19 protein-coding genes are annotated in these 24,901 nt (G+C 30.1%); 2 read left to right on the top strand and 17 right to left on the bottom strand.

All coding sequences use genetic code 11. The annotated features are described in order from the left end of the window. Window positions 1-15 precede the first annotated feature (15 nt). The 12 genes from GFJ41_RS12685 to GFJ41_RS12630 form a co-directional block, all read right to left on the bottom strand. Complete coding sequence (locus GFJ41_RS12685) at window positions 16-786, bottom strand: ATP-binding protein (protein ID WP_021431739.1); 771 nt, start codon at window positions 784-786, stop codon at window positions 16-18. Window positions 787-831: 45 nt separating this feature from the next. Then, window positions 832-2,226 (bottom strand): dihydrolipoyl dehydrogenase, encoded by a 1,395-nt coding sequence (lpdA, locus tag GFJ41_RS12680; RefSeq protein WP_035116906.1) that lies wholly within the window; start codon window positions 2,224-2,226, stop codon window positions 832-834. A gap of 21 nt (window positions 2,227-2,247) precedes the next feature. Next, entirely contained in the window at window positions 2,248-3,129 is an 882-nt protein-coding gene (locus tag GFJ41_RS12675; protein WP_021431737.1) for a methylenetetrahydrofolate reductase, read from the bottom strand. 33 nt (window positions 3,130-3,162) lie between these two features. Next, the gene (locus tag GFJ41_RS12670; RefSeq protein ID WP_021428516.1) at window positions 3,163-3,834 is read right to left on the bottom strand and encodes a methylenetetrahydrofolate reductase C-terminal domain-containing protein; all 672 of its coding nucleotides are present in this window, start codon (window positions 3,832-3,834) and stop codon (window positions 3,163-3,165) included. A 26-nt stretch (window positions 3,835-3,860) separates the two neighbouring features. Continuing rightward, window positions 3,861-4,733, bottom strand: a complete 873-nt coding sequence (locus tag GFJ41_RS12665) for a bifunctional 5,10-methylenetetrahydrofolate dehydrogenase/5,10-methenyltetrahydrofolate cyclohydrolase (RefSeq protein ID WP_025162301.1) — start codon at window positions 4,731-4,733, stop codon at window positions 3,861-3,863. Window positions 4,734-4,792: 59 nt separating this feature from the next. Next, window positions 4,793-5,425, bottom strand: coding sequence for a cyclodeaminase/cyclohydrolase family protein (locus GFJ41_RS12660; protein ID WP_021428493.1), 633 nt, complete (start codon window positions 5,423-5,425; stop codon window positions 4,793-4,795). 241 nt (window positions 5,426-5,666) lie between these two features. Further along, a complete protein-coding gene (locus GFJ41_RS12655; RefSeq protein ID WP_035116908.1) occupies window positions 5,667-7,346 on the bottom strand; it encodes a formate--tetrahydrofolate ligase in 1,680 nt (559 codons plus the stop codon). Window positions 7,347-7,395: 49 nt separating this feature from the next. Beyond that, on the bottom strand, window positions 7,396-8,169 hold the full coding sequence (locus GFJ41_RS12650) for an ATP-binding protein (RefSeq protein ID WP_035116909.1): 774 nt from the start codon (window positions 8,167-8,169) through the stop codon (window positions 7,396-7,398). A gap of 37 nt (window positions 8,170-8,206) precedes the next feature. Then, window positions 8,207-10,129 (bottom strand): anaerobic carbon-monoxide dehydrogenase catalytic subunit, encoded by a 1,923-nt coding sequence (gene cooS, locus GFJ41_RS12645; RefSeq protein WP_035116910.1) that lies wholly within the window; start codon window positions 10,127-10,129, stop codon window positions 8,207-8,209. Between the two features lie 159 nt (window positions 10,130-10,288). Further along, on the bottom strand, window positions 10,289-11,200 hold the full coding sequence (locus GFJ41_RS12640) for a bifunctional enoyl-CoA hydratase/phosphate acetyltransferase (protein ID WP_170075486.1): 912 nt from the start codon (window positions 11,198-11,200) through the stop codon (window positions 10,289-10,291). A gap of 155 nt (window positions 11,201-11,355) precedes the next feature. After that, window positions 11,356-12,501 carry a tetratricopeptide repeat protein gene (locus GFJ41_RS12635; protein ID WP_053832184.1) on the bottom strand — a complete coding sequence of 382 codons (1,146 nt, stop codon included), beginning with the start codon at window positions 12,499-12,501 and terminating at the stop codon, window positions 11,356-11,358. A gap of 9 nt (window positions 12,502-12,510) precedes the next feature. Then, window positions 12,511-14,271 carry a B12-binding domain-containing radical SAM protein gene (locus GFJ41_RS12630; protein ID WP_170075485.1) on the bottom strand — a complete coding sequence of 587 codons (1,761 nt, stop codon included), beginning with the start codon at window positions 14,269-14,271 and terminating at the stop codon, window positions 12,511-12,513. Between the two features lie 177 nt (window positions 14,272-14,448). Here GFJ41_RS12630 and GFJ41_RS12625 point away from each other — a divergent pair, with 177 nt between their 5' ends. Then, window positions 14,449-14,649 (top strand): hypothetical protein, encoded by a 201-nt coding sequence (locus GFJ41_RS12625; protein ID WP_021428472.1) that lies wholly within the window; start codon window positions 14,449-14,451, stop codon window positions 14,647-14,649. Here GFJ41_RS12625 and GFJ41_RS12620 read toward each other — a convergent pair. From GFJ41_RS12620 to GFJ41_RS12605, 4 genes are all read right to left on the bottom strand, one after another. Next, on the bottom strand, window positions 14,646-15,569 hold the full coding sequence (locus GFJ41_RS12620) for a hypothetical protein (protein WP_035116915.1): 924 nt from the start codon (window positions 15,567-15,569) through the stop codon (window positions 14,646-14,648). The genes GFJ41_RS12625 and GFJ41_RS12620 overlap by 4 nt on opposite strands. Window positions 15,570-15,844: 275 nt before the next feature. Next, a complete protein-coding gene (gene argS, locus GFJ41_RS12615; RefSeq protein ID WP_035116916.1) occupies window positions 15,845-17,545 on the bottom strand; it encodes an arginine--tRNA ligase in 1,701 nt (566 codons plus the stop codon). A gap of 70 nt (window positions 17,546-17,615) precedes the next feature. Further along, window positions 17,616-18,065: a 2-thiouracil desulfurase family protein gene (locus tag GFJ41_RS12610; RefSeq protein ID WP_035116917.1), complete on the bottom strand. Its 450-nt coding sequence runs from the start codon at window positions 18,063-18,065 to the stop codon at window positions 17,616-17,618. Window positions 18,066-18,076: 11 nt separating this feature from the next. Then, window positions 18,077-20,455: an endonuclease MutS2 gene (locus tag GFJ41_RS12605; RefSeq protein WP_170075484.1), complete on the bottom strand. Its 2,379-nt coding sequence runs from the start codon at window positions 20,453-20,455 to the stop codon at window positions 18,077-18,079. A 142-nt stretch (window positions 20,456-20,597) separates the two neighbouring features. Between GFJ41_RS12605 and GFJ41_RS12600 the strand changes: the two genes are divergently transcribed. After that, window positions 20,598-22,046 (top strand): aminoacyl-histidine dipeptidase, encoded by a 1,449-nt coding sequence (locus tag GFJ41_RS12600; RefSeq protein ID WP_053832188.1) that lies wholly within the window; start codon window positions 20,598-20,600, stop codon window positions 22,044-22,046. Between the two features lie 36 nt (window positions 22,047-22,082). Here GFJ41_RS12600 and mprF read toward each other — a convergent pair whose 3' ends face one another. Then, on the bottom strand, window positions 22,083-24,617 hold the full coding sequence (mprF, locus tag GFJ41_RS12595; RefSeq protein WP_170075483.1) for a bifunctional lysylphosphatidylglycerol flippase/synthetase MprF: 2,535 nt from the start codon (window positions 24,615-24,617) through the stop codon (window positions 22,083-22,085). Window positions 24,618-24,901 lie beyond the last annotated feature (284 nt).

Raw genomic sequence — 24,901 nt, 5'->3', positions numbered from 1 at the left:
TTTTTCCCCCTTAGTCTAATTTAATTCTAATTTAGATATAATATCTTTAATAGCGATTTTTGACTTAGCATCTTCAGGTAAATTTATTAAAGGTATACCTGAAGAATCATATTCATATATCATATCATCTAAAGGTACAACACCTAAAAGATCTAATTTATGTTTCTCTATTTCCTCTTTTACACCATCATTTAAAATTCCATTTGGAACCTTATTTACTACTAACTGCATATCTCCTACATTTAAGTTTAACTCTCTAGCTAAATCTCTTATTCTTGCAACTGCTTGAATACTACGTCTTGAACAGTCACTAACTAAAAGTAATTTATCTATATGTTTAGTAGTTTTTCTACTTAAATGTTCCATCCCAGCTTCATTATCTATAACTAGGTAATCATAACTATCTGAAAGTTTATCTGTTTGCTCTCTTAAAATTCCATTTACATAACAGTAGCAACCTTCGCCTTCAGACCTTCCCATAACTATCAAATCATATCCTGGTCCTTCTGCTACAGAAGTGTTCAGTCTATATTGTAAGTATTGAGCTTTAGTCATGCCTCCTGGAAATGCATTACCTTGTTTTTCTCTTTGGTTTATTTCTTCTCTTATTTGACCTAATGTTACATCTATATCTAATCCTAGTACTTCATTTATATTAGCATTTGCATCTGCATCAACTACTAATATTGGCCCCTTATTTTCTTTTACTAAGCAGTTTATTAGAAGACCTGTAAGACTCGTCTTTCCAGTTCCACCTTTACCTGCTACTGCAATATTAAATCCCATAAGATTTCCCCCTTTGTTTGTCTAAATAGAACTTATTTATTCTACTTATGCTTTTGCTAATTTAGGAGCTGCATGCACACATTCACCATGAACATCATGAAGTGCTTCCATTATTCCTTCTGATAATGTAGGATGTGCATGTATAACATCCCCTACTTCTTCAACTGTTAATCCTAAGTGAACTGCTAAAGATAGTTCTGTTAATAAATCAGTTGCATGAGGTCCTACTATAGACGCTCCTATTATTTTGTCATTTTTATCTGCTAATATTTTAATGAAACCTTGGAAATGTCCTATTGCCTGAGCTTTTCCTAGTGCTCTAAAATCGAATTGTCCTGTATTATACTCTATACCATTTTCTTGAAGCTCTTTTTCAGTTTTCCCTACTCCTGCAACTTCTGGTTCAGTATATACACATCTTGGAACTGCTGCATAATTTACAGTCTTTGAATTGCCACAAACAGCATTTTGTGCTGCTACTAATCCTTCCTTTGATGCTACATGCGCTAAAAATGGTGTGTTTATTATATCACCAATTGCATATATACCTTTAACATTAGTTTCTAAATTTTCATTCACTATAACCTTGCCTCTCTCTAGTTCTATTCCTATATCTTCTATTCCCGAATTATCAAGATAAGGTTTTCTTCCTATAGATAGTAAGGCTTTTTCAGCTTTAACTTCTTTACCATTAGACAGAGTTGCTACGACCTCATTGTCAACTATTTCACATTTTTCGATCTTAACCCCTGTCATCACCTTAATTTTATCTTTTTTAAATTGTCTTTGCAACTGTTTAGCAACATCTTTATCTTCAAGTGGAAGTAATTGATCAAACATTTCTACAATAGTTACTTCCGTCCCTAAAGCTCTAAAAAATTGACCAAATTCACACCCTATAACTCCTCCGCCAACGATTAACAATGACTTAGGAACATCCTTTAGATTTAACGCTTCATCACTAGTTATAATCTTATCTCCATCATAAGGAAACATCGGTAGTATAACTGGCTGAGATCCATTTGCAAGTATTATTTTATCAGCCTCTACTAATTCTTTACTTCCATCTTCTTTATTAACTTCTATTTTATTTGTATCTACTAATTTTCCAAATCCATTAACTAGTTTAATTCCTCTTTTTTCAAATAAAAATTCTATTCCGCTAATTAATTGACTTACTACTTTATTTTTTCTATTCATTATGTCATCAAAATTGGACTCTACTTCTCCATTTATATGTATTCCAAAATCTTTAGCTTCTTTTATAGATGATATCAATGATGATGATGCTAATAATGCTTTTGTCGGTATACATCCTACGTTTAAGCAAGTTCCTCCAACTTTTCTTTTTTCTATAACTGTAACTTCAGCCCCAAGCATAGCAGCTTTTATAGCAGCTACATAACCACCTGGTCCTCCTCCGATTACTGCTACTTTCATTTCTCAATCCCCCTATGAAATTTATAATTTTGCTGCGTCTAAAATTGCTGGAACATTTTCTTCTGCTCCAATTGCCATTATATGCACTCCATCACATAAATCTTCATCTCTTAATTGTTGAATTAATTCTCCTGCTATTTTTATTCCTTCACTTGCCCAGTTTTCTTTTCCTACCGATCTTAATCTGTCTATAAGCTCATCTGGAACATATATACCTGGAACATTTTCATTCATAAACTTAGCCATTCCTGGAGATTTTAATGGAATTATACCTGCCAAAATCTTAGTATTCATTTCCTTTGTATGCTCTTTAAATTCTCTCATTGTATCTATATCATATACAGCTTGAGTTTGAAAAAACTTAGCTCCTGCATTTATTTTCTTCTTCATTTTTAATAATTGTATTTCAATAGGTGTGTATCGAGGTGTCACGGATGCTCCCAAATAAAATTCTGGTGATCCTTTTAATTGATTGCCTACCATATCTGTTCCTTGCGAAAGTTTCTGTGCCGTTTGTAAAATTCCAACACAATCTAAGTCAAATACAGGTTTAGCTTGAGGATGATCTCCTACTATGGTGTGGTCGCCTGTTAATGCTAGCATGTTTTCTATTCCAAACACACCAGCTGATAATAATTCTCCTTGAATTGCAATTCTATTTCTATCTCTTCCAGTTACTTGTAGAACTGGTTCTAATCCTTCATCTTTCAACAATTTACATGTAGTAAGTGAAGTTGTTCTCATTACTGCAGATTGAAAATCTGTTACATTAACAGCATGTACTCTTCCTTTAACAGCTTTTGCACACTCTACTAAGTGTGATAAGTCTATTCCCTTTGGAGGAGCCATCTCAGCAGTTATTGCAAACTTACCGCTTTCTAAAGCTTCTCTTAATAAGCTCATTGTTTATCCCCCTTCAACCTTTTAAAAAACTATTTAAGCATTTGCCATAGCTTCTTTTTTCTTTAAACTTAAGCTACGTGGGTTACACGCTTTTGAATAATCTTTTGGTTCTTTTACCTCTAATAGGTTATCCAGTTGATTTATTGCTTTTAATCTATTGTATATAAGAACCCAAGCACAATCATTTTCAGGATTTACTTCGCATTTTCCATCTCGTGCTCCACCGCAAGCTCCATTTAATAATCCTTTAGCACACATAGTAACCGGGCATATTCCTCCAGTCCATGCAAGTTCACAAGAACCACATGCTTTACATGCTTCCTCAAACTCTCCAACTCTTTTAACTTCACCTATAAATAAAGTGTCATTTGCTGGATATACTGGTTTATCTTTTATATTTTTAACCACTGTTTGAGTTCCATCTCCACATGCTAGGGACAATATAGCATCAGCTTCTTTTATCTCAGATTTCAACTCTTTCAAGTCTTTCTTTGATTTTAAAAGATTACATGCAGGGTCTAATACTTTATATCCTAAAACTTCTTTTCCTTCAGCCTCTAATAAGTCTTTCATCTTTAAAATTTCTGTTTCTCCACCACTTTTACAAGTAGATGCACATAGATTACATCCTACTAAAACTAATTTTTTAGCATCTTTGACATAACCTAAAATCTCTTCAAATGGCTTATTTTCAGAAATTATCATCTCTATTCCCCCTTGAAAATCCCCATTTATTTTTTGTTTTGTAACTTACAAGCTTTAACGATATTAGTAGCTAATATAGAAGTTGTTACAGCTCCTACTCCTCCTGGTACTGGTGTTATCATAGAAACTTTATCTAATACATCTTCCATATCAACATCTCCACATAAATTACCTTGATCGTCTACATTTACACCTACATCTATTACTATTGCTCCATCTTTTACATAGTCCTTTTTAACCATCTTAGCTCTTCCAACTGCTGCTACTAATATATCAGCTTGAGATGCTATTTCTGGTAAATTCCTAGTTTTAGAATGGCATATGTTTACAGTTGCATTCTCGTTTAATAAAAGCATTGATAGTGGCTTTCCAACTACCATAGATCTTCCTAAAACAACAATGTTTGCACCAGTTAAATTTATACCATAGTGTTTTAATATTTCTATAACTGCCGTTGGTGTACATGGTGGATATCCAGTTTTGTCATTTTCTACTATTTTAGCTGTGTTTATAGGATTAAAACAGTCTATATCTTTTTTAGGACTTATCTCATATTTTATTTCATCCTCACTTAAATGCTTTGGAAGTGGTCTAAATGTTAAAATCCCATTAACTTTATCATCTTCATTCAATTTATGTATAGCCTTTATAAATTCATCTTGGCTTATATTCTCATCTAATTCTACTACTTCTGTTTCAATTCCTATGTTTTGGCATCTTTTAAGTGCTCCTCTTTCATAGGCTAAATCATCAGCTCTTTCACCGACTCTAACTATTGCTAACTTAGGTTTTATACCCATTTCATTTAAGCTTTTAACTTCTTTTTTTAAATCTTCACTTATCTTATCTGCCACAGGCTTACCTTTTATTATTTGTGATTTTAAATTAGTTTCGTTCATCTTTTTGTTGCCCCCTATATCTTATTTCATAAAAATTTCAAATTAAAAATACATAAAGTTTATTTGTTTAAAGCTAATTCAACCTTTTTATAAACTTCATCACAAATTCTAACTCCATCTTCAACAAGTTTATTGACTTCATTTCTTACCGTCTCAACATATTGTCCATCTTTTATAGAATTTATATTTATAAAAACATTTAATTGTCCACTAAGAATTGCAGCTCTTAGACATTGTACTCCAACACCAACATCACTTATTGCTAGCCTTGATCCTTTGTCTACCAAATCTTCGTGTAGTTTTATAGCTTCATAACATACCTTTACTATCTTTATTGGTACTTCACATGCTGTCTTAAGGGCACTTTCCATAGTGTCATTTTTTACCTTTTTCTCTTCTTCTGTAGAACTAGGTAACCCGTAAGCTTTTGATAAAGGAAGAAAACACTCTGCATCTTCATCTATCATATCTAGTAATTCTTTTTCTAAAATTCTAGCTTTTTCTAATATACATTTTACACTTTCTTCATATTCAGCATATTTTTTCTTTCCTATAGTTAAATTGCATACCATACTACCTAATGCAATACCTATAGATCCAGTTAAAGCTGCTGCTCCACCTCCACCTGGAACTGCTGATTTTGAAGCTAGTACATCTACAAACTCTATACAACTTTTTTGTGCTATCTTCATACTTATCTCCCTATAAAAATTAATTTATTAAAAAATTATACTAGGTAGCTAAATAAGAAATATAGTTTCTGCCGTAGCACTTTAAAGCATATCTTTTCAGTGCTTTATTCGTAGGAATTAACTATATTTCCTACAAGCCCCTTCATAAATTTTAAGCTAATCAAAAATATTTCATATAGTAGGGAAGTAGTAAATATAGTTTTTTGTATAAAAATCAACTATATTTACTACACCTATCTACCTAGAATAATCCTGATATTACTCCATTTTCATCAACATCTATTCTTTCTGCTGCTGGAACTTTTGGAAGTCCTGGCATCTTCATTATTTCACCAGTAAGAGCAACTATAAATCCAGCACCTGCAGATACTGTTAATTGTCTAACTGTTATTCTAAATCCAGTAGGTCTTCCTAATTTTGTTTGATCATCTGTTAAAGAATATTGAGTTTTAGCCATGCATATTGGTAATTTACTAAAACCTAGCTTTTCTAAATTTGCTATCTCTTTTTCTGCTGCTGGCGCAAAATCTACTCCATCAGCTCCATATATTTTAGTAGCTATTGCTTCTATTTTTTCTTTTATAGATAAATCATCTTCATAACAGAATTTAAAGTTATTTTCTTCTTCATCTAATAATCTTAAAACTTCTTTAGCTACCTCAATTCCACCTTCTCCACCTTTTGCCCAAACTTCAGAAAGTGCAACATTAACACCTAACTCTTTACACTTATCTTCTACTAATTTAAGCTCTGCTTCAGTATCAAGTGGGAATCTATTTATAGCTACAACTGCAGGAAGACCATAAACTTTTGTTATATTCTCAACATGTTTTAATAAGTTTGGTAAACCTGCTTCTAAAGCTTCTAAGTTTTCTTCATTTAATTTATCTTTTGCTACACCGCCATTGTATTTCAATGCTCTGACTGTAGCAACGATGATAACTGCATCTGGTTTTAAGTCTGCCATTCTACATTTTATATCTAAGAATTTTTCAGCTCCTAAATCAGCTCCAAATCCAGCCTCTGTTACAACATAATCTGCAAAATGCATAGCCATTTTAGTTGCTATTACAGAGTTACATCCATGAGCTATATTTGCAAATGGACCTCCATGAACAAATGAAGGAGTTCCTTCTAATGTTTGAACTAAATTTGGTTTTAATGCATCTTTTAGTAATGCTGCCATTGCACCATTTGCATTTAATTGTCTAGCTGTTACTGGCTCATTATTGTATGTGTATCCAACTATAATATTTCCTAATCTTTCTTTTAAATCTATTATGTCGTTTGCTAAACAAAATGCTGCCATTATTTCAGATGCAACAGTTATATCAAATCCATCTTCTCTAGGAACACCATGTGCTTTTCCGCCTAATCCATCAGTTATATTTCTTAACTGTCTGTCATTCATATCAACACATCTTCTCCAAGTTATTCTTCTTGGATCTATACCTAGAACATTTCCTTGATGTATATGGTTATCTAACATAGCTGCTAATAAATTGTTTGCAGCTCCTATAGCATGGAAATCTCCAGTAAAGTGTAGATTTATATCTTCCATAGGTATAACTTGAGCATACCCACCCCCAGCAGCCCCACCTTTAACTCCAAATACTGGACCTAAAGAAGGTTCTCTTAAAGCAACTAAAACATTTTTATCTAATTTAGCAAATGCGTCTGCTACTCCTATAGTAGTTGTAGTTTTTCCTTCTCCAGCTGGAGTAGGGTTTATAGCAGTAGTTAATATTAACTTAGATTTTTTACTTTTGCTATCTTTCTTTAATAAGTTATAATCAACCTTTGCTTTGTATTTTCCATAAAGCTCTACTTCATCATCAGTTAAACCTAATTTTTTAGCTATTTCCCTTATATCTTGAGGTTTTGCCTCTTGAGCAATTTCTATATCTGACTTAAATCCCATAACTAAATCTCCTCTCACTTTACTTCATTATATTTATTATACTAATATCTTAAGAATTCGTCATTAATCTATTTTTTATTTTGACGATTTGATCTTTAGTATCTAAGCTAACATCGTATGGAGATTTGCTTGCTCTATCAGAGTCTATAACATCTTGATTGTAGTAAATAAAGCCTAGCAATTCGCCATCCTGTAAATTACTAGTCACAAAGTCTTCATCTGACTTATTTCTAATTTTATTCCCTACTACAAAAACTTTTTTTACACCTATATCTTTACCTAGTTTTTTTACTTTTCTATAAGTTTGTAAACTTCTTTCTCCTGGTTCAACAACAACTATAAAGGCATCCACTCCTTGTGCTGTTCCTCTTCCTAAATGTTCTATGCCCGCTTCCATATCCATTATTACTACATCTTTATTTTGTAATATCAAATGAGAACATAATCTTTTTAATAAAACATGTTCTGGGCATACACATCCCGATCCTCCAGAATCAACAGTTCCTAGAGTAAGTAACCTTACATTGTTGTATTCCTTACAGTATAAGTCTGGAATATCATCTACTTTAGGATTCATTTTAAACATTTTTCCAAAGCTTTGAGCTTCAGCTCCTGTTCTTTCAGAAACTAATTTTTTCATTTCTGAAATAGGAGTTATCGATTCTGAAATTTCAGTTGGAAAACCTAATGCTAAACCTAAGTTTGCATCTGGATCTGCATCAACTGCTACAACTCTATATCCTTCATCAGCAAATGTTCTTGATAACATTGAAGAAAAAGTTGTTTTTCCTACTCCACCTTTACCTGTTATTGCTATTTTCATATCTCTCTCCCTCTGTCATTAGTTTATTTTTTATTTTTTAAGCTTCTGCTGTAACTTTTTTATTATTTTTCTCGTATACTACCTCTTCAAAATGAGGACGTTTAGATTCTATATTGTTTACTATGGCACTTGCTAACTCTTGTGGATTTTCATGTACTGCAAACTTAGCTCCTACATGCTCAGTAATTGTATTAGTTAATTTCTCTACCATATTAGCAGAACCACCAACAGGAGGCATAACACCTAAGAATGTATCTATTCCTGAAGATACAACGTAGCATGCTATTGCAACAGCTTTTTCTGACATCCACTCTGGTGCAACCCCAGCTACTGGAAGATCATTCATATCTAAATCTAAATAGCTAGCACAAGCTGCTACAACTTCTAATATACGACTTATATCAACACATGAACCCATGTGAAGTACTGGCGGTATATCTGCTAATTCACAAACTGTAGCTAATCCTTTACCTGCTAATTTTCTAGCATCTTTGCTTAATAAGCCATGTTTAGCTGCTGCTTGAGCTGCACACCCTGTTGCAACTACTATTATGTCATTTTTTATTAATTCCTTCATTACAGTTATGTGACCTTCATCACCTACTGTTTTAGGGTTATTACATCCTACTATACCAACTGCCCCTCTTAAAACTCCAGATTTTAGACAGTCTACTAATGGTTTTATAGTTCCTGGTTCATCTATTTGTGAGTTCACAACTCTATCTAATTGAGATAATATAGCTTCTATACTATATCCAACTGTAGCAAACGATTTCCCCTCTGGTATAAATACTTTTTCTGCTTTTCTATTTTTATAGTTTAATATAGCTTCTTTTACTATACCTTTTGCTGATTCTAATGCTTTTTCTTCGTTGAATTCTATGTGAGTTGCTCCTGTGATTTTTGCTTTTGGTGATGTAGTTATGAATTTAGTGTGATAGCAATCTGATAATGATGCTAGTGCTGGGAATATACATTGAACGTCTACTATAACAGCTTCAACTGCTCCAGTTAAAATTGCCAATTCTTGTTGATGGAAGTTTCCAGCCATCTTAACTCCATGTCTCATAGTAACCTCATTAGCTGTACAGCACATTCCTGCTAAGTTAATACCTTCAGCTCCAACCTCTTTTGCTAAAGCTATCATTTCTGGATCCTCTGCAGCTAATACTACCATCTCTGATAGTGAAGGTTCATGACCATGTAATATTATATTTACTTTATTATTTTCTAATACGCCTAAGTTTGCTTCTGTTTCTCTTGGTATAGGTGTTCCAAATAAGATATCACTAAAACGTGTTCCTATCATAGATCCACCCCAACCATCTGCTAAAGATGTTCTCATACTCATATGTATTAAACTATCTAAGTCTGATGTACAGCCTATATGAGTAGAGTGCATTATTGTTACAATCTCTCTATCTATAGCTCTTGGTTTAATTTTATATTTTTCCCAAACTTCTTGTCTTTGTTTAGGTGCTCTTTCTAAGAATCTTAATGTTCCATGAGGTTTACCAAATTCCATTAAAGCTACATCTGCTACCTCATGAGCTATATCATATATATCTCTATCTTCTGTAGCAACTCCCCATTCTGTTGCTAAATCTAATAGTTTTTTTTCATCTCTTATTTTATAATTTCCATCTGGACTAGCAAGTGCCATTGTGTGTGCTATATCTCTTGCATGGTCAGAGTGAGCTGCTGCCCCTCCAGCTACCATTCTTGCAAAGTTTCTTCCAACTATAGTGTCTGCATCTGCTCCACATATACCTCTTGGTGTTTTTGGAGTTATTCTACAAGGTCCCATTGCACATATTCTACAACAATTTCCTTGTAATCCAAATCCACAGGCAGCTTTCATAGCAGCCTTTCTATCAAACGCTGTTTCTACCCCATCTTTTTTAGCCTTCTCCAACATAAGCTGAGTATTCAAATCAATTGACCATATTTTTTCACTCATATATCTATCCCCTTTTTATAAATTTAATTAAGAGAAGTATTTTGTTTTGTATAAGCTACATTCATTGCCGCATTTTATATTTATTAATTACCTAAATTATAGCAATTATATAGCATACTTTCACTATAATTTAGGTAATTTTTTAACAAAATTTACATATTATCTAGCTTTCATAGCTATTAATGCTCCATATGCTATAGAGTATAGCTTTGATTCATAGCTGTCAGCCCTTGAAACAAGTACAATTGGGCTTTTAGCCCCCATTATAACTCCTGCAGATTTTGCATTCGAAAAATATGTTAACGATTTCCCTATTCCATTTCCAACTTCTATCGTAGGTACTAAAATTACATCTACATCTCCTGAAATTTTACTTTTAAAACCTTTTACTTTAGATGCTTCTTTTGATACAGCTAAATCAAATGCCAAAGGCCCTTCTAGTGTAACATTTGATCCAAAGATTCCAGCTTCACTTGCATCTTGTAACTTTTTAGCATCTATAGTTGCCTGCATCTTTTCATTTACTTTTTCCTTAGCAGCTAATGCTGCAATTTTTATATTATCAATATTAAGCGACTCACAAGCTTTTATTGCATTTAAAACTATTTTTTCTTTTTGCTCATAATTAGGACTTATGTTCATACCTCCGTCAGTTAGTATTAACAATTTGTGATAATTTGGTACTTCATATATCATTACATGACTTAGTAAACTATCAGTTCTTAGTCCATACTCTTTATTTAAAACCTGTTTTAATAGTATAGATGTATCTAATAATCCTTTCATTAAAAAATCTGCTTTTTTGCTACTTACTAATTTAACTGCAATTTCGGCGCACTCTTCGTAGCTTTCAGCTTCAATCATTTCAGTTTTTTCCAAGTTTAAATCTAGATCTTTAGCTATTAACTTTATCTTTTCTAAATTTCCTATTAAAATCGGATCTATTATATTCATATTCATTGCATCCAAAACAGCATGTAAAACTTCTTCATCTTGGGCTGCTGCTACTGCTAATTTAACTTTTTTGTTTACCTTTAATTCCTTTATTATGTCTTCTAAGCTGTTGATCATTGTAACTCCTCCTTATATCTTTACTTTTGCCCTATTCTAAATATGTGTATAAATTTTTAAAGCTACCATTAATCTATTTGACATAGCTTTATTTACTCCTTTTAATAATAAAAAAAAGCTATAAAGATTTAATCTTTATAGCTTTTTTTATTATATTATCTAAAGTTATTTAACTCTCTTAAACAAGCAAGTGTAACTTCGTCTTGTGGGTCTATTTCATATGCTCTTTCTATATAGTAAGTAGCATTATCTAAATCTCCATCATTTAGATATGCCATACCTAAATTGCAAAGTATTTCTGGATCTTCTTTCTTTAATTTTGCTGCCTTTTCAAAGTATTCTATAGCACCTTTCATATTATAACTAGATGCTTCGCAAAGCCCTAATTCAACTAAAGTATCTACTTGATTTGGTCTTATTATAAGTATTTTTTCAAAATACTTCTTAGCTTGGCCTACATCATTCATATTTCTATAAGCTAATCCTATCATAAATAATAAGTTCCACCAATCACCATGCTCATCAGCTAATGGTAATAATTTTTCTAAGGCCTCTTCATTTTTACCTTGAAATACTAAATTATATCCTTCTTCATACTGAACTTTAAAATCCATCTTTCCTAAAATTTCTTGTATCTCAGCCATAAAGTCTTCAGGCAACCCTAATTTTATAGCTTCTTCCCAAGTAACCTTAGTTTTTATATATTGATTTTGGTTGTAATAATGATAACCTAAATGATAATGAGCAAGTGCAAATGATTCATCTAAATCTCTAACTTTCTCTAAAGCTTCTATTGCATCTAATAGGAATGCTTCCATCGGCTTCTCATCGCCATTTTTTTGATGCTGCTTAGCTAACTCTTGGCATACTATTGCATAATGGTACAGTGAATTAATATCATCTGGATATAAAGCTACACTACACTTTAGATATATTAGAGAATCTGTATAATCTCCAACTTCAAAGTACTTTCTAGACATATAACCCATATATGATTTTAAATCTAGATCTAAATTCTCTTCAATAGCTTTAAGAAACTTTTTATATTCATCATTATATTTAAAATTGCTATCAATTCCCATTATGTATATCATTGCATCTGCAATAGACATAGAACTTAACCCATCTTGAGCTGTGTTAGTTTTTATTCCTTTAACTAATACATCATTTTTTATAGGCACATCTAACCCCTCTTTCGGGAATGTGTATCCTTTTAAATTAAAATCTGCCCCATTTTTAATTTTTAAAAATGCTAATTCTTCAGCTTTTTTTAATATATATTTTTCAACTCTAAACTTCATATTGACCTCCTATATCTCTACTGTGTATGATTTAGATTTCTCAAACACCTTTTTATCATCATAAACAAATAACACTATACTCTCTTTTTTATCTAAGTCAGCCTTTATGTTTTCTTTTAGTTTTAATATATCATACTTAAAAGGCTCAAAATGTACATGCTTTATTATTTGCTTAGCAGGAGTATTTTCAAATCTAGGTATATATTTTAATATATTTTCTTCGTTTTGTAAAAATAAATGACATCTATTTTTAAAATCTTCAACTTCTATCTTACTCATAAACCCTGGTACGTTCGATGTTTTTCCTAAAGATATATAGTCATATTTTATAATTTCAGTAAATAGTTCTATATTCTTATTGATTTTTTCAGTGTAAAAATCTAATAGTATTTTGTATAATTGATTTTTACCTTGAGACATATTAAAGTATCCATTTTTATCAAAGTAAGTTGCAAAATCTTCAAAGAACTTAAATGGACTTTCTTTGTAGTAATTATGAATTATATATCTCATCGAAAGAACAAAGTTCTTTGAGTTAAAATATCTTTCCAGTATTTCTTCTATATCTTTTAACTTTAAAATCTCATTATATGTTATATATTTGTTATATAAAACTTCATAAGGTGGATAATCTTTATATCTAAATTCATGTTCATCTGCATTGTTTCTTATTCCCGTTCCTTTTATCATCTTTAAAAAACCTAATTGCAGATGCTCTATACCTAAGTTAAAAACATCATTAAATGAGTTTTCAAAACTATTATAATCCTCATACGGTAAGCCAGCTATTAAATCTAAGTGCTGATGTATATTTCTATATGAAGCTATTTTTTGAACTACGTATGAAAGTTTACTGAAGTCATCTCTTCTTCCTACCGCTTCTAATACTTTTTCATTCGTAGTTTGTACTCCAATCTCAAATTGGAATAGCCCTTCTTTACATCCCTTTAAAAACTCTAGCATGTCTTCAGTTAATAAATGAGCTGTAACTTCAAAATGATATGTTGTATAGTCATTATCATTTTCCATTAAAAACTGCATTATTTCCATTGCAAATTTTTTATTTGCATTGAAAGTTCTATCTATAAATTTTATTTGAGATACTCTAGCGTCTATAAGTGCCTTTAAATCGCTTTTTACTCTATCTATACTAAAATATCTAAGCCCTTGTAATGTAGAAGATAAGCAATATTGACAATTAAAAGGACATCCTCTAGATGTTTCATAATACACTATTCTATTTTCATATTCTGCTTTATTTAAATCTACATAAGGGCTAGGTATTATGTCTAAGTTTTCTATATCTTTCATAGGTTTGTTTTTTACTATATCTCCATTATTTCTATAAACAATCCCATTTACATCTTTTATATCAATATCTCCTTTTAGAGATTTTACAAAGTCTCTAAATACAAGTTCTCCTTCTCCATAAAGTATGTAGTCTACAAAATCATATTTTTTCATAGACTCTTCGCTATCATAAGTTACTTCAGGTCCACCTAATGCAATTTTAACGTTTTTATTAACCTTTTTTAAGTTATTACATATTTTTACTATATCATTTACATTCCATATATAAGTTGAGAATAATATTACATCATAATTATTAGCATATATATCTTTTAATATGAAATCTAATTCGTTATTTATTGTATATTCTCTTATATCTACATCTATATCTTCAATATCTTTAACCATTTGGTTTAAATATCTTATCGCTAAGTTTGTATGTATAAATTTTGAATTTAATGTTGTTAAAAGTATTTTCAACTAAATCACCTCTTTTTTAATTTTATTAGCTATAATTACCTATTTTTTGTTAAAATATTACATGTACTATTTTTTCTAACATTATGTATAAAAAGAAGGTTTTTTTATATTATTGTAGAATTATATCATATTATAAATTTCTTAAATCACTAAATTATATATGAAAGGAAGTATTGTATGAAATTGTTTGACAAAGTATCCATTGATGCACTATCTAAAAGAGATTTATTGCTTGTTATTAAAGCATTAGAATATACTTATGAAAATACCAATTTAGAAGATTTCATCGACCTTAGAAATAGTCTTATAAAAGAACTTTGCTTTTTAACAAATACTGATGAACAAGTTTTTGTTGATTATTTAGAAACTAATGACTAAGCTCTTTTAAATTTAAAATTATAATCACCCGTTTTAGAAACTAATCCTATGTTTAAAACATTATTGGAAAAGTTTCTAGATATAACTTTAATATTGTTTAATATTGGATCTGATTTTATATCTCCAATTTCTAAATTTATTAAATATCTCGGGTCAGATTTTATATTATATTCTTTTTTATTTATTTTATATTTTCTAAGTTTAATAATATATTCTGCCATAGAGTTTATAAAATCTATGTTATCTATCTTCTCATTTATATCAAAGCCTAAAATAGATAATATAGATTTTTTTATGCTCTTTATTCCTTGTATTTGAGTATCTCTATCATTTATGTATACATCATATATTACATTTAATAGGTTGTTTATTATGTCACTATCTTCATAGTCTTTTATCTTTAAATCTATATATCTATCTATACTTTGAATTACTTGTATTCTCTTCATTTCAAATTTAATAACTTCTACTTTTTCCATCTCATATGTAAATTCAATTATTGTTGATTTAATTTTTTGCATCAATTCTTCGTACTCTATGTCTTTATTTTCTATAATAGAGTGAATTAATGTATTGTAAATTAAACTAGAAATTAAAAAATCATTCATATATTCATTTTTCTTATTATACAATACATAATATTTTATAACTTTTACAACTTCTTCTTCACTTTTTTTCATGTTTGTATTGGATATTATAACTGGTAATAAAATGTTTACTATATTTATATCATCTAGCTTTTCACCATAAAATCTATAATAAAGTAATTCATCTCTTAATCTATTTTTATCTATTTTTACATATCTCTGAGCTAAATCATCAATTAAAGACTTAGTATTCAAGATAATCATATTTTTTATATATTTATCCTCAATGCTAAATGCATTTATATATGCTTTTTTTAATAACTCTTCTTTCATAGATACTACCTTCCTAACCCTCAAACTATTTTATAGTTTTATCAATTAATTAACTTGATATACTTTTATAATATAATAGCTTTGATTTTTAAAAAAAATAGGCAGCTATTAGCTGCCGTAAATGTAGGGGGGGAGTAGAATAGTGTTTATATACTCTACTTCCATATATATCTTTTGATTCTAATAAACTCATATTTCAGAGCCATTTCTTAATTTAATTATACAATACCCCAAATTTAGATGTAAAGTATTATTTTTCGACAAACGCGTATTTACTACATTCTTTCAGGCGCACCCATACCTAATATAGAAAGAGCATTTTCTATAGTTTGTTTTGTAGCTGCAACTAATGCTACTCTAGCTTTTTTAACTTCTATATCATCTACTAATATAGGATTATCATGATAGAACTTATTAAATGCTTGTGCTAAATCTAATACAAATCTTGTTACTATATGTGGTTCATTTTTTCTCATCGCTGCTAATATACTATCATTGAATGATGCTATTAATTTTAAAACTTCCGAACTGTCAGCATCACTTAATACACTATAGTCTACATCTGCAGTTACATCCATGTTAGCTTTTCTTAAAACAGAACAACATCTAGCATGAGTATATTGTACATATGGACCTGTCTCACCTTCAAAGCTTAATGTTCTTTCCCATGAGAAAGTATAGTCTTTTATTCTACTATTAGATAGTTCTTGGAATACTACAGCTCCAACTCCAACTTGTTTAGCTATTTCATCTACATTTTCAGCATTTGGGTTTTTAGCTAACATAGTTTCCTTTGTTTTCTCTATAGCTTGTCTTAATACAGACTCTAAAAATACTACTCTTCCTTTTCTAGTTGACATTGTACCTTCTTCTAATGCTACCATTCCAAATGGAACGTGAACCATATCTTTAGCCCATTCAAATCCTATTAACTCTAAGACTTTAAATAGTTGTTGGAAGTGTAAACTTTGTTGAGATCCAACTACGTATATACACTTTTCAAAATCATAATTTTCTTTTCTGTAAAGTGCAGCAGCTAAGTCTCTAGTCATGTATAATGTTGACCCATCTTTTTTAGTTATAAGCGCTGGTGTCATATTATATTCTTCTAGGTTTACTATGTTTGTTCCCTCAGATTCTTCTAATAATCCTTTATCTTTTATTATATCTATTACTCTATCCATTTTATCTGAATAGAAACTTTCGCCTGCATATGAGTCAAATTCTATATCTAATAAGTCATATACTCTTGAGAATTCTTTTAAACTTTCATCTCTAAACCATTGCCATAAATCTTTAGCTTCTTTATCGTCATTTTCTAATTTCGTAAACCAAGCTCTAGCTTCATCTTCCATTTCTGGATGTTTTTCAGCCTCATCATGGAATTGTATGTACAGTTTTAATAGTTCTGGTATTGGGTTAGATTCAACTGCTTCCTTATTTCCCCATTTTTTGAAAGCTACTATAAGCTTACCAAATTGAGTTCCATAATCTCCAAGGTGATTTACTCTTACTGTGTTGTATCCTTGAGAATCATATATTTTATATAAAGCATTTCCTATAACTGTTGTTCTTATATGTCCTATATGGAAAGGCTTAGCTATATTAGGAGATGAGAAGTCTATAACTACTGTCTTATCTTTTCCTAATTCACTATGTCCATATTTTTTTCCTTGAGTTAATACATCATTTATAACATTTTTAGCTAATTGAGATTTATTAACGAAAAAGTTAACATATCCTCCCGCTGGTTCAACTTTTGATATAGCATCTTTTGCTTCTATACTTTCAGCTAAATCTGCAGCTATCATATTTGGAGCTTTTCTAAATACCTTTGCTAATCTAAAGCATGGAAATGCGTAATCTCCCATCTCACTATTAGGTGGTGTTTCTATTAACCCAACTATTTCTTCTAAAGATAAATCTTCTATTTTTTCTTTTAACGATTTGGCTACTTCTATTTTAAAATCTTGCATATCAGTACTCCTTCCTTATTCTTATAACACTTTATGATAAAACAAATTATACTTTTTTTCAAGTATCTGTCTACTTTTCCAAATCTTTCTCATTGATAATGTGTATTCCTTGATTTTTTAGGATTGCAGCTGTAACACCTTGCCCATTAATTTTTTTTCCTGTAAATGTTCCATCATATATTTTATTACTTCCACAAGACGGACTTCCTTCCTTTAAAATCGCTTCACTACAATTATATAATTGTGCTATTTTTAAAGCTTCTTTAGCACCCTTTATAAAATTTTCTGTTGTGTCTATTCCATCTTTATTTTTAACTTTACATTTACCTGATAAAACACCAAATCCATTTCCATTTTCAATTTCACATGGAATTCTTGGTGTACTTAATCCACCTAATTGTTCAGGGCAAACTAAAACAAATTGTTTGCCCTTTAAATATTTCTTAACTATTTCATGGTTGTTATTATCGCCATCATATTTACAGTTTATTCCTAATAAACACGCTGATACTAATATCATTTTTTATCTCCTTATTTTAAAGTTACTATTGTAACTCCCATACCACCTTCGCCATATTGACCTGGTCTTTGAGATTTTACATGTTTATGTTTTTTTAACATTTCAGTTATTCCACTTTTTAATACTCCTGTTCCTATCCCATGTATAACTGTTACTTTTTCAAGACCTGCTAAACATGCATCATCAAGATATTTATCTACCTCTTCTCTAGCTTCTTCTAAAGTCATACCTCTTAAATCCACATCATTTTTAACTCTTCCAGATTTAGATTTTATAACATTTCTAGTAGCCTTTGTAACTGTAGACTTTGGATCTTTTTTAGCTTTTTCTAAAGATTTAAATGGCAAGTTCATCTTCATTATTCCGATTTGAACTACAGCTTCTTTTTTATTGTTATCTGCTGTAACTACAGATCCTTGTTGATTTAAAGTTATTACCTTTACTTCATCTCCAGGCTTTAATTCTTTTATTTCTTTTGATGATGTTTTTGGAACTATCATACTTTTTACACTTGGTTGTAATGCACCCATAGAATTTGAGATTTCTTTTCTTAATTCTTCTATTTTTCTATTTTTATCTTTAGACATACTTTCTTGTTCTAATCTTCTAAGCTCTTTTATAACAGCCTCTGTCTCTTCTTTCGCTTGTCTCGTAATTCTAAAGGCTTCTTGCCTAGCTTCTTCTAATAATCGCTCTCTTTGAGCTGCTATTTTATCTAACTTAGATTCATATTCTTCTTTTAACTCTTGAATTTCTTTTCTTAATCTAGATGCTTCTTCTCTTTCTTCAACAGCTTCTACTCTTGATTTTTCTAAGCTATGAATTACATCTTCAACAGCTATAGTATCTGTATCTATAAACTCTTTAGCTCTATCTATTACATAATCACTTAACCCTAATCTTTTAGATATTGCAAATGCATTAGATTTTCCTGGAACTCCAATAAATAATCTATATGTTGGCCTTAAGTTTTCTAGGTCAAATTCTACTGCTGCATTTTCTACACCCTCTTTAGTAAGTGCATAGTGTTTTATCTCACTATAGTGAGTAGTCGCTATACATTTAGCTCCTGCCATATTTACATCTTCAAGTATCGCTATTGCAAGTCCTGCACCTTCTACAGGATCTGTTCCAGCTCCTAACTCATCAAATATTACCAATGAGTTTTCAGTTACTTCATTTAATATAGATACTATATTAGTCATATGAGATGAAAATGTAGATAAACTTTGTTCTATACTTTGCTCATCTCCTATATCTGCAAATACATTGTCATAAACGCACATACTCGTTCCATAGTCTGCAGGTATGTGTAACCCACTTTGTACCATAAGCGCAAATAGTCCTACAGTTTTAATCGTAACAGTTTTACCTCCTGTATTAGGCCCTGTTATAACTAATGTATGGAACTCCTCACCTAGTCTTATGTCGTTTCCTACCACGCTTTTTCTATCTAATAAAGGATGTCTTCCATTTTTTATATTTATATAATTTTCTTTATTTAGCTTTGGTTCTATACCTTTTAATGCTAATGATAATTTACCTTTTGCAAATGCGAAATCTATCTTTCCTAGAATTTCTTGATTACTTAATATATCATCACTTATCTCTCCAACCATAGCTGATAATTCACTTAGTATTCTTTCTATCTCTTCTTTTTCTTTTAATCTAAATTGTCTAAGTTCATTATTCATCTCAACTATGCTCATAGGCTCTATAAATAAAGTTGCTCCTGATGACGATTGATCGTGAACTATACCTGATACTTGGCCTCTATATTCAGCCTTTACAGGTACTACAAATCTATCTCCTCTTATTGATATAATTGCATCTTGTAAGTATTTTTGGTAAGTTGATGAACTGATTATTCCATTTAATTTAGAACGTATAGATTGATTTTTTTGTATTATTTTTCTTCTTAAAGATCTTAACTCGCTCGAAGCACTATCTGAAATTTCCACTTCACTAACTATAGCATTGTATATCTTGTCTTCTACTTCCCTATAAGTATATAGCCCACTTGATAATGCTTGTATTATTGGGTAGTTGAAATCTTCTTCTTCACTTGAAGATAAGTTGTTGTTTAAAAGTCTCGCTACCCTCAAAGTATCTGCTATCATTAATAAACTTCCAGGATCTATAGACGCTCCAACTTTTGCTCTTTTAACTTTATCTTCTACATCATGTAGCCCTTGTAGGTTTATTCCACCTTTTTTTATAAGTATCGATTGAGCTTCGCTAGTTTCTTCTAGCATATATTTGACTTCTTCATAGTCTGAACTAGGTGCTAATTCATTGATGTATTTTAACCCTAAAGAAGACGAAGCTTTTTCTTTTAATAATGATGTTATCTTATCAAACTCTAAAATTTTCAACGATTTTTTATTCATGCTTCCTCCTAAAGAAATTTTTATGTAAATTTTAAGTGTATTTTATGTAATTTTGTACTATACTATTTATATATTATACATAATCAAATCTATTTTGTGATATATATAATTTAATTTAATTTTTAGCAAGGAGATGTTTTTTATGAACAGTGTTTTAAAAGATTTACAACCTAGTTTAGTTTTTAAGTATTTTGAAGAGATATCTCAAATACCAAGAGGATCAAAAAATGAAAAAGCTATAAGTGACTACTTACGTAATTTTGGTGAAAGCTTAGGGTTAGAAACTATTCAAGATGAGAGTCTAAATATAATAATAAGAAAGCCAGCAACTCCTGGATATGAAAATGCGCCTGGCGTAGTACTTCAAGGTCATATGGATATGGTTTGTGAGAAGAATAAAAGTACTAATCACGATTTTATGAAAGACCCAATCAAATTAAGAATAGATGGAGATTATATATATGCAACTGATACAACTTTAGGTGCTGATAACGGTATAGCTGTTGCTATGGGACTTGCTATACTTGCTTCTAATGATATAGCTCACCCAGCTTTAGAGGTTCTTGTAACTGTTGATGAAGAAGCTGGTATGACTGGTGCAATGGCATTAGATGGTAGTTTAGTAAAAGGAAAATACATATTAAACTTAGACTCAGAAGAAGAGGGTTATCTTTTAGTAAGTTGTGCAGGTGGAGTAACTGCTTTATCAACTTTACCAGTTAACTTTGTAAAACCAGAAACTCCTAGAAAAGCTTATTTATTAGAAATAAAAGGATTACTTGGTGGACACTCTGGTATGGATATAATAAAACAAAGAGGAAATGCTAATAAATTATTAGGAAGACTTTTAAATTCTTTACATGTTGATTTTGATATTGCAAAGGTTGAAGGCGGTTCTAAAAATAACGCTATCCCTCGTGAAGCTGATTGTGTAATAATGGTTAACAACGATCAAATAGATGAGTTTTTAACTCACGTAAAAGATATAACTAATACATTTAAACATGAATTAAGCACTTCTGATCCAGGGCTTGAAATAGTATGTTCTGAAACTAATACACCTGAATCAATACTTGACTCTACTTCTAAAAATAGAGTTATAAAAATGCTTAACTTAATACCAAATGCTATCCAAACTATGAGTATGGATATAGAAAACCTAGTTGAAAGTTCTACTAACTTAGGTGTTGTTAGAACTACAGATTCTTCAGTTACATTTGAGTGTGCTGTTAGAAGTTCTGTTAAATCACTTAAAGAAGACATAACAAATAGAATGGATCTTTTAATATCTGAGTTTGGTGGAAGTCTTCAATTAATTAGTGACTATCCAGCTTGGGAATATACTAAAGGTTCTGAATTAGAAAAAATATGCGTTGAAGCATTTAAAAATCTTACAGGTAAAGATCCTATAATAATGGCTTTACATGCTGGTCTTGAGTGTGGTTTATTACTTGATAAGATGCCTCATGCTGAAGCTATATCATTTGGACCTAATATGTACGATGTACATACTCCAAATGAGCACTTAAGCATATCTTCAACTGAAAATACATGGAACTACTTAGTAGCAATATTAAAATCTATGAAGTAGTAAAATAAAAAACTCCTCTAAATTAGAGGAGTTTTTTTATTTTAATTTATCTATTGGTTTTTCAGCCACAATTATTATTTGTAATGCAGTTGTAAGTAATGAAGTTTTCTTTCTATACGCCATATATTTACTTTCCCATATATCACAATACTTTTCTTTAAATCTTTTCAATCCTTTAAATGAATAGAAGTTTTGTCCATGAGAATATATTTGTGCCGCTATTTTTTCTGATAAAAATGAGTATTTTGATCTACCTACGTTAGATAAAGGAGCCATACCCATATTAAATCTTTCATAACCTTGCTCTTTTCCCCATTTAAATAAGTTTACAAATATGAAATCCATTATTCCATTACATGTCTCATGTGAAAAACGCATTAAATCTATTGATAATGTTTTATTGTTATCATACATAGGCATTAAATTACTAAAGCCTTTTATCTCATATTCACTATTTCTAACTATAGCTATAGGTTGCTTATTTAAATAGTCCTTATCAAAGAATCCTATATAGAATCCCTTCTCTTGTCTTCCTCCTAACCATTCATCCGAAACCTCTTTTAATTGATCAAACATTTCATCTGAAAATGGTGGATGTATAATCTCAAATGTATAATCTTCTTTTTCTACTCTAGAAAGTGCATTTCTTACACTTTTCATTTTTCTACCTTCTAGTGTAAAGTTTTTTAAGTCAACTAATCCATCTTCACCTAATTTCATAAACTCATAACCAGTTTCATGTAGATCAGGCATCATAGTTTTATCTATAGCGCAGAATACTGGTGAGTATCCATATAAATCAGCTAGATTGTAAAAATTCTCAATAGTATCAAGTACTTTTTCTTTGTTTCCTACTGGATTTCCAAGTATTACTATTTTATCAGCTGATATTTGATATTGAAGTAAAACATCTTTAGTTTCATTTATATATACAAATTTATCTTTTAAATAAATATAGTGTATTAATGGAGATCCTCCAAACTTCTCAATTATATTTTTAACATCGTCTTCACATTCATCTATATGTCTGCGAGGAAAATCATTATCTTTATTTATCTTATAAATCATCCATAATAAAAATATAGCAATTATAAGTCCGCTTATACTTAATCCTAGTAAAGATAATCCATAATGTTTGATAGATTGTATCTTATAGTTTGCAATAGGTAATTTCCCTATTTTCCCATTTAAGTTTGCATAAACTGTGTAAATATATAAACCTTGGAAAGATAATAGCAAGATTATATCTTGTATAAATACTCCCCATCTCATTACGAAGCTTTCTCTATAAAATTGTTTTTTACCAACCCATAATAAGATTGCAACTATTGCTAGATAAGCACTTCTATAATACCATGGATCTCTTATTAGAGTGATTACAATTGCTCCAATTATTAATGTCAGTGTTAGTTTATAAATTCCTTTAGATTTATAAATCATTACTCTAGACATTGCAATTAATAAGAATCCTATAACTATAGATATTCTTTGTGGTATATGAACTATCGAAAAACTAGATACTTTATTTAATATAAAAAATTTCCGAGCTAAATCAGGAGTAGCTTCAGTTATTAGCAAACTAACACCTGATAATAATACAAGCAATACTAGCCCTATATGTGCAATTTTTGATAAAGTTGTCATTATTATATCTTTTACATCGTCATTTAAGTTTTTAAAGTAATCTTGAGCATATAATAAAAGTCCTATAAGTAAAGGAATTATATAATATGAAACACGATATAAAAACATTGCTAATAATACCTTTTCTGATGGCACATTTAAAGTTTCTAGACCAAGTATCATCGTTATATCAAATGATCCTATTCCACCTGGAGCCATACTTACAATTGCTGCAACAATTGCAACTACAAATATTGGTAAGAATTTTGCAGCAGGAACTGGTTCTCCTAAAATTCTTATAGTGCTGTATATTAAGAATATTGTAGTAATCCACTCTAAAGCGGATATAATCATTATAATAACAGCATCCTTTATATCTGTTTTTTGATCTGTTGTTGACTTTAAAAATTTAAATATTAAATATATTGATAATATAGGAAAGTAAGTACTTATTAATACTGTCATTATACTTACAAATTGATTTAGTTTTATTTCTCCAAAGTTTGTTATCACATAAACAAAACAAACCATCGAAAATCCAGTAAGGTTTAAGGCAACTATTTTGGATATTTCTTTTACTAATAATTTTGTATCTTTAACATGATCTTTATAGAAATTAGTTTTTAGCGCTATTGCTGTACTCCCTCCAAATCCAGCTATACTAGCAATAGAACTTGCTATCCATGAATACTTATATAATTTAAGATTATTTAACTTTATTCCAACTCTTTTTTTAAGTATAAAATCATATAAACTTAATGGTAAATACGATATTATTCCTAAGAAAACTATTATTAACATGTTTGACACGGTTAACTTATCTGCATATCTTTTAAATACATCCATATTAAAGGATTCAAATACATTTTTAAATTCTTTAATTACTACAATGAAAATTGCCAATGCAAAAATTATTTTTAGCCATTTAAACAATTTGTGCTTGTTCATTTATCAAATCCCTCCCTTAGTTTGTATATCAACAGTAATAAACTTGTACATATTTATATATTTTTTTACAAAATCCGCACAAGCAATACACTATATTATAACTTATCTGACTAGTTGCATAAATTAAATTTATAAAATATACTTACACAATTTTAAATTATACCCTAATTTACATAATTTAACAAAAAACTCTCCAAATTTCAATATTTGTGTACATTTTGTGACTTCATTTTATATATTTTTACACAAAAAATTTTTTATGTGTTTAGTTGCATAAAAAAGGA

The sequence above is a fragment of the Paraclostridium dentum genome (assembly GCF_012922555.1).
Classification (GTDB): domain Bacteria; phylum Bacillota; class Clostridia; order Peptostreptococcales; family Peptostreptococcaceae; genus Paraclostridium; species Paraclostridium dentum.
This window is presented reverse-complemented; position numbering and strand designations above follow the sequence as displayed.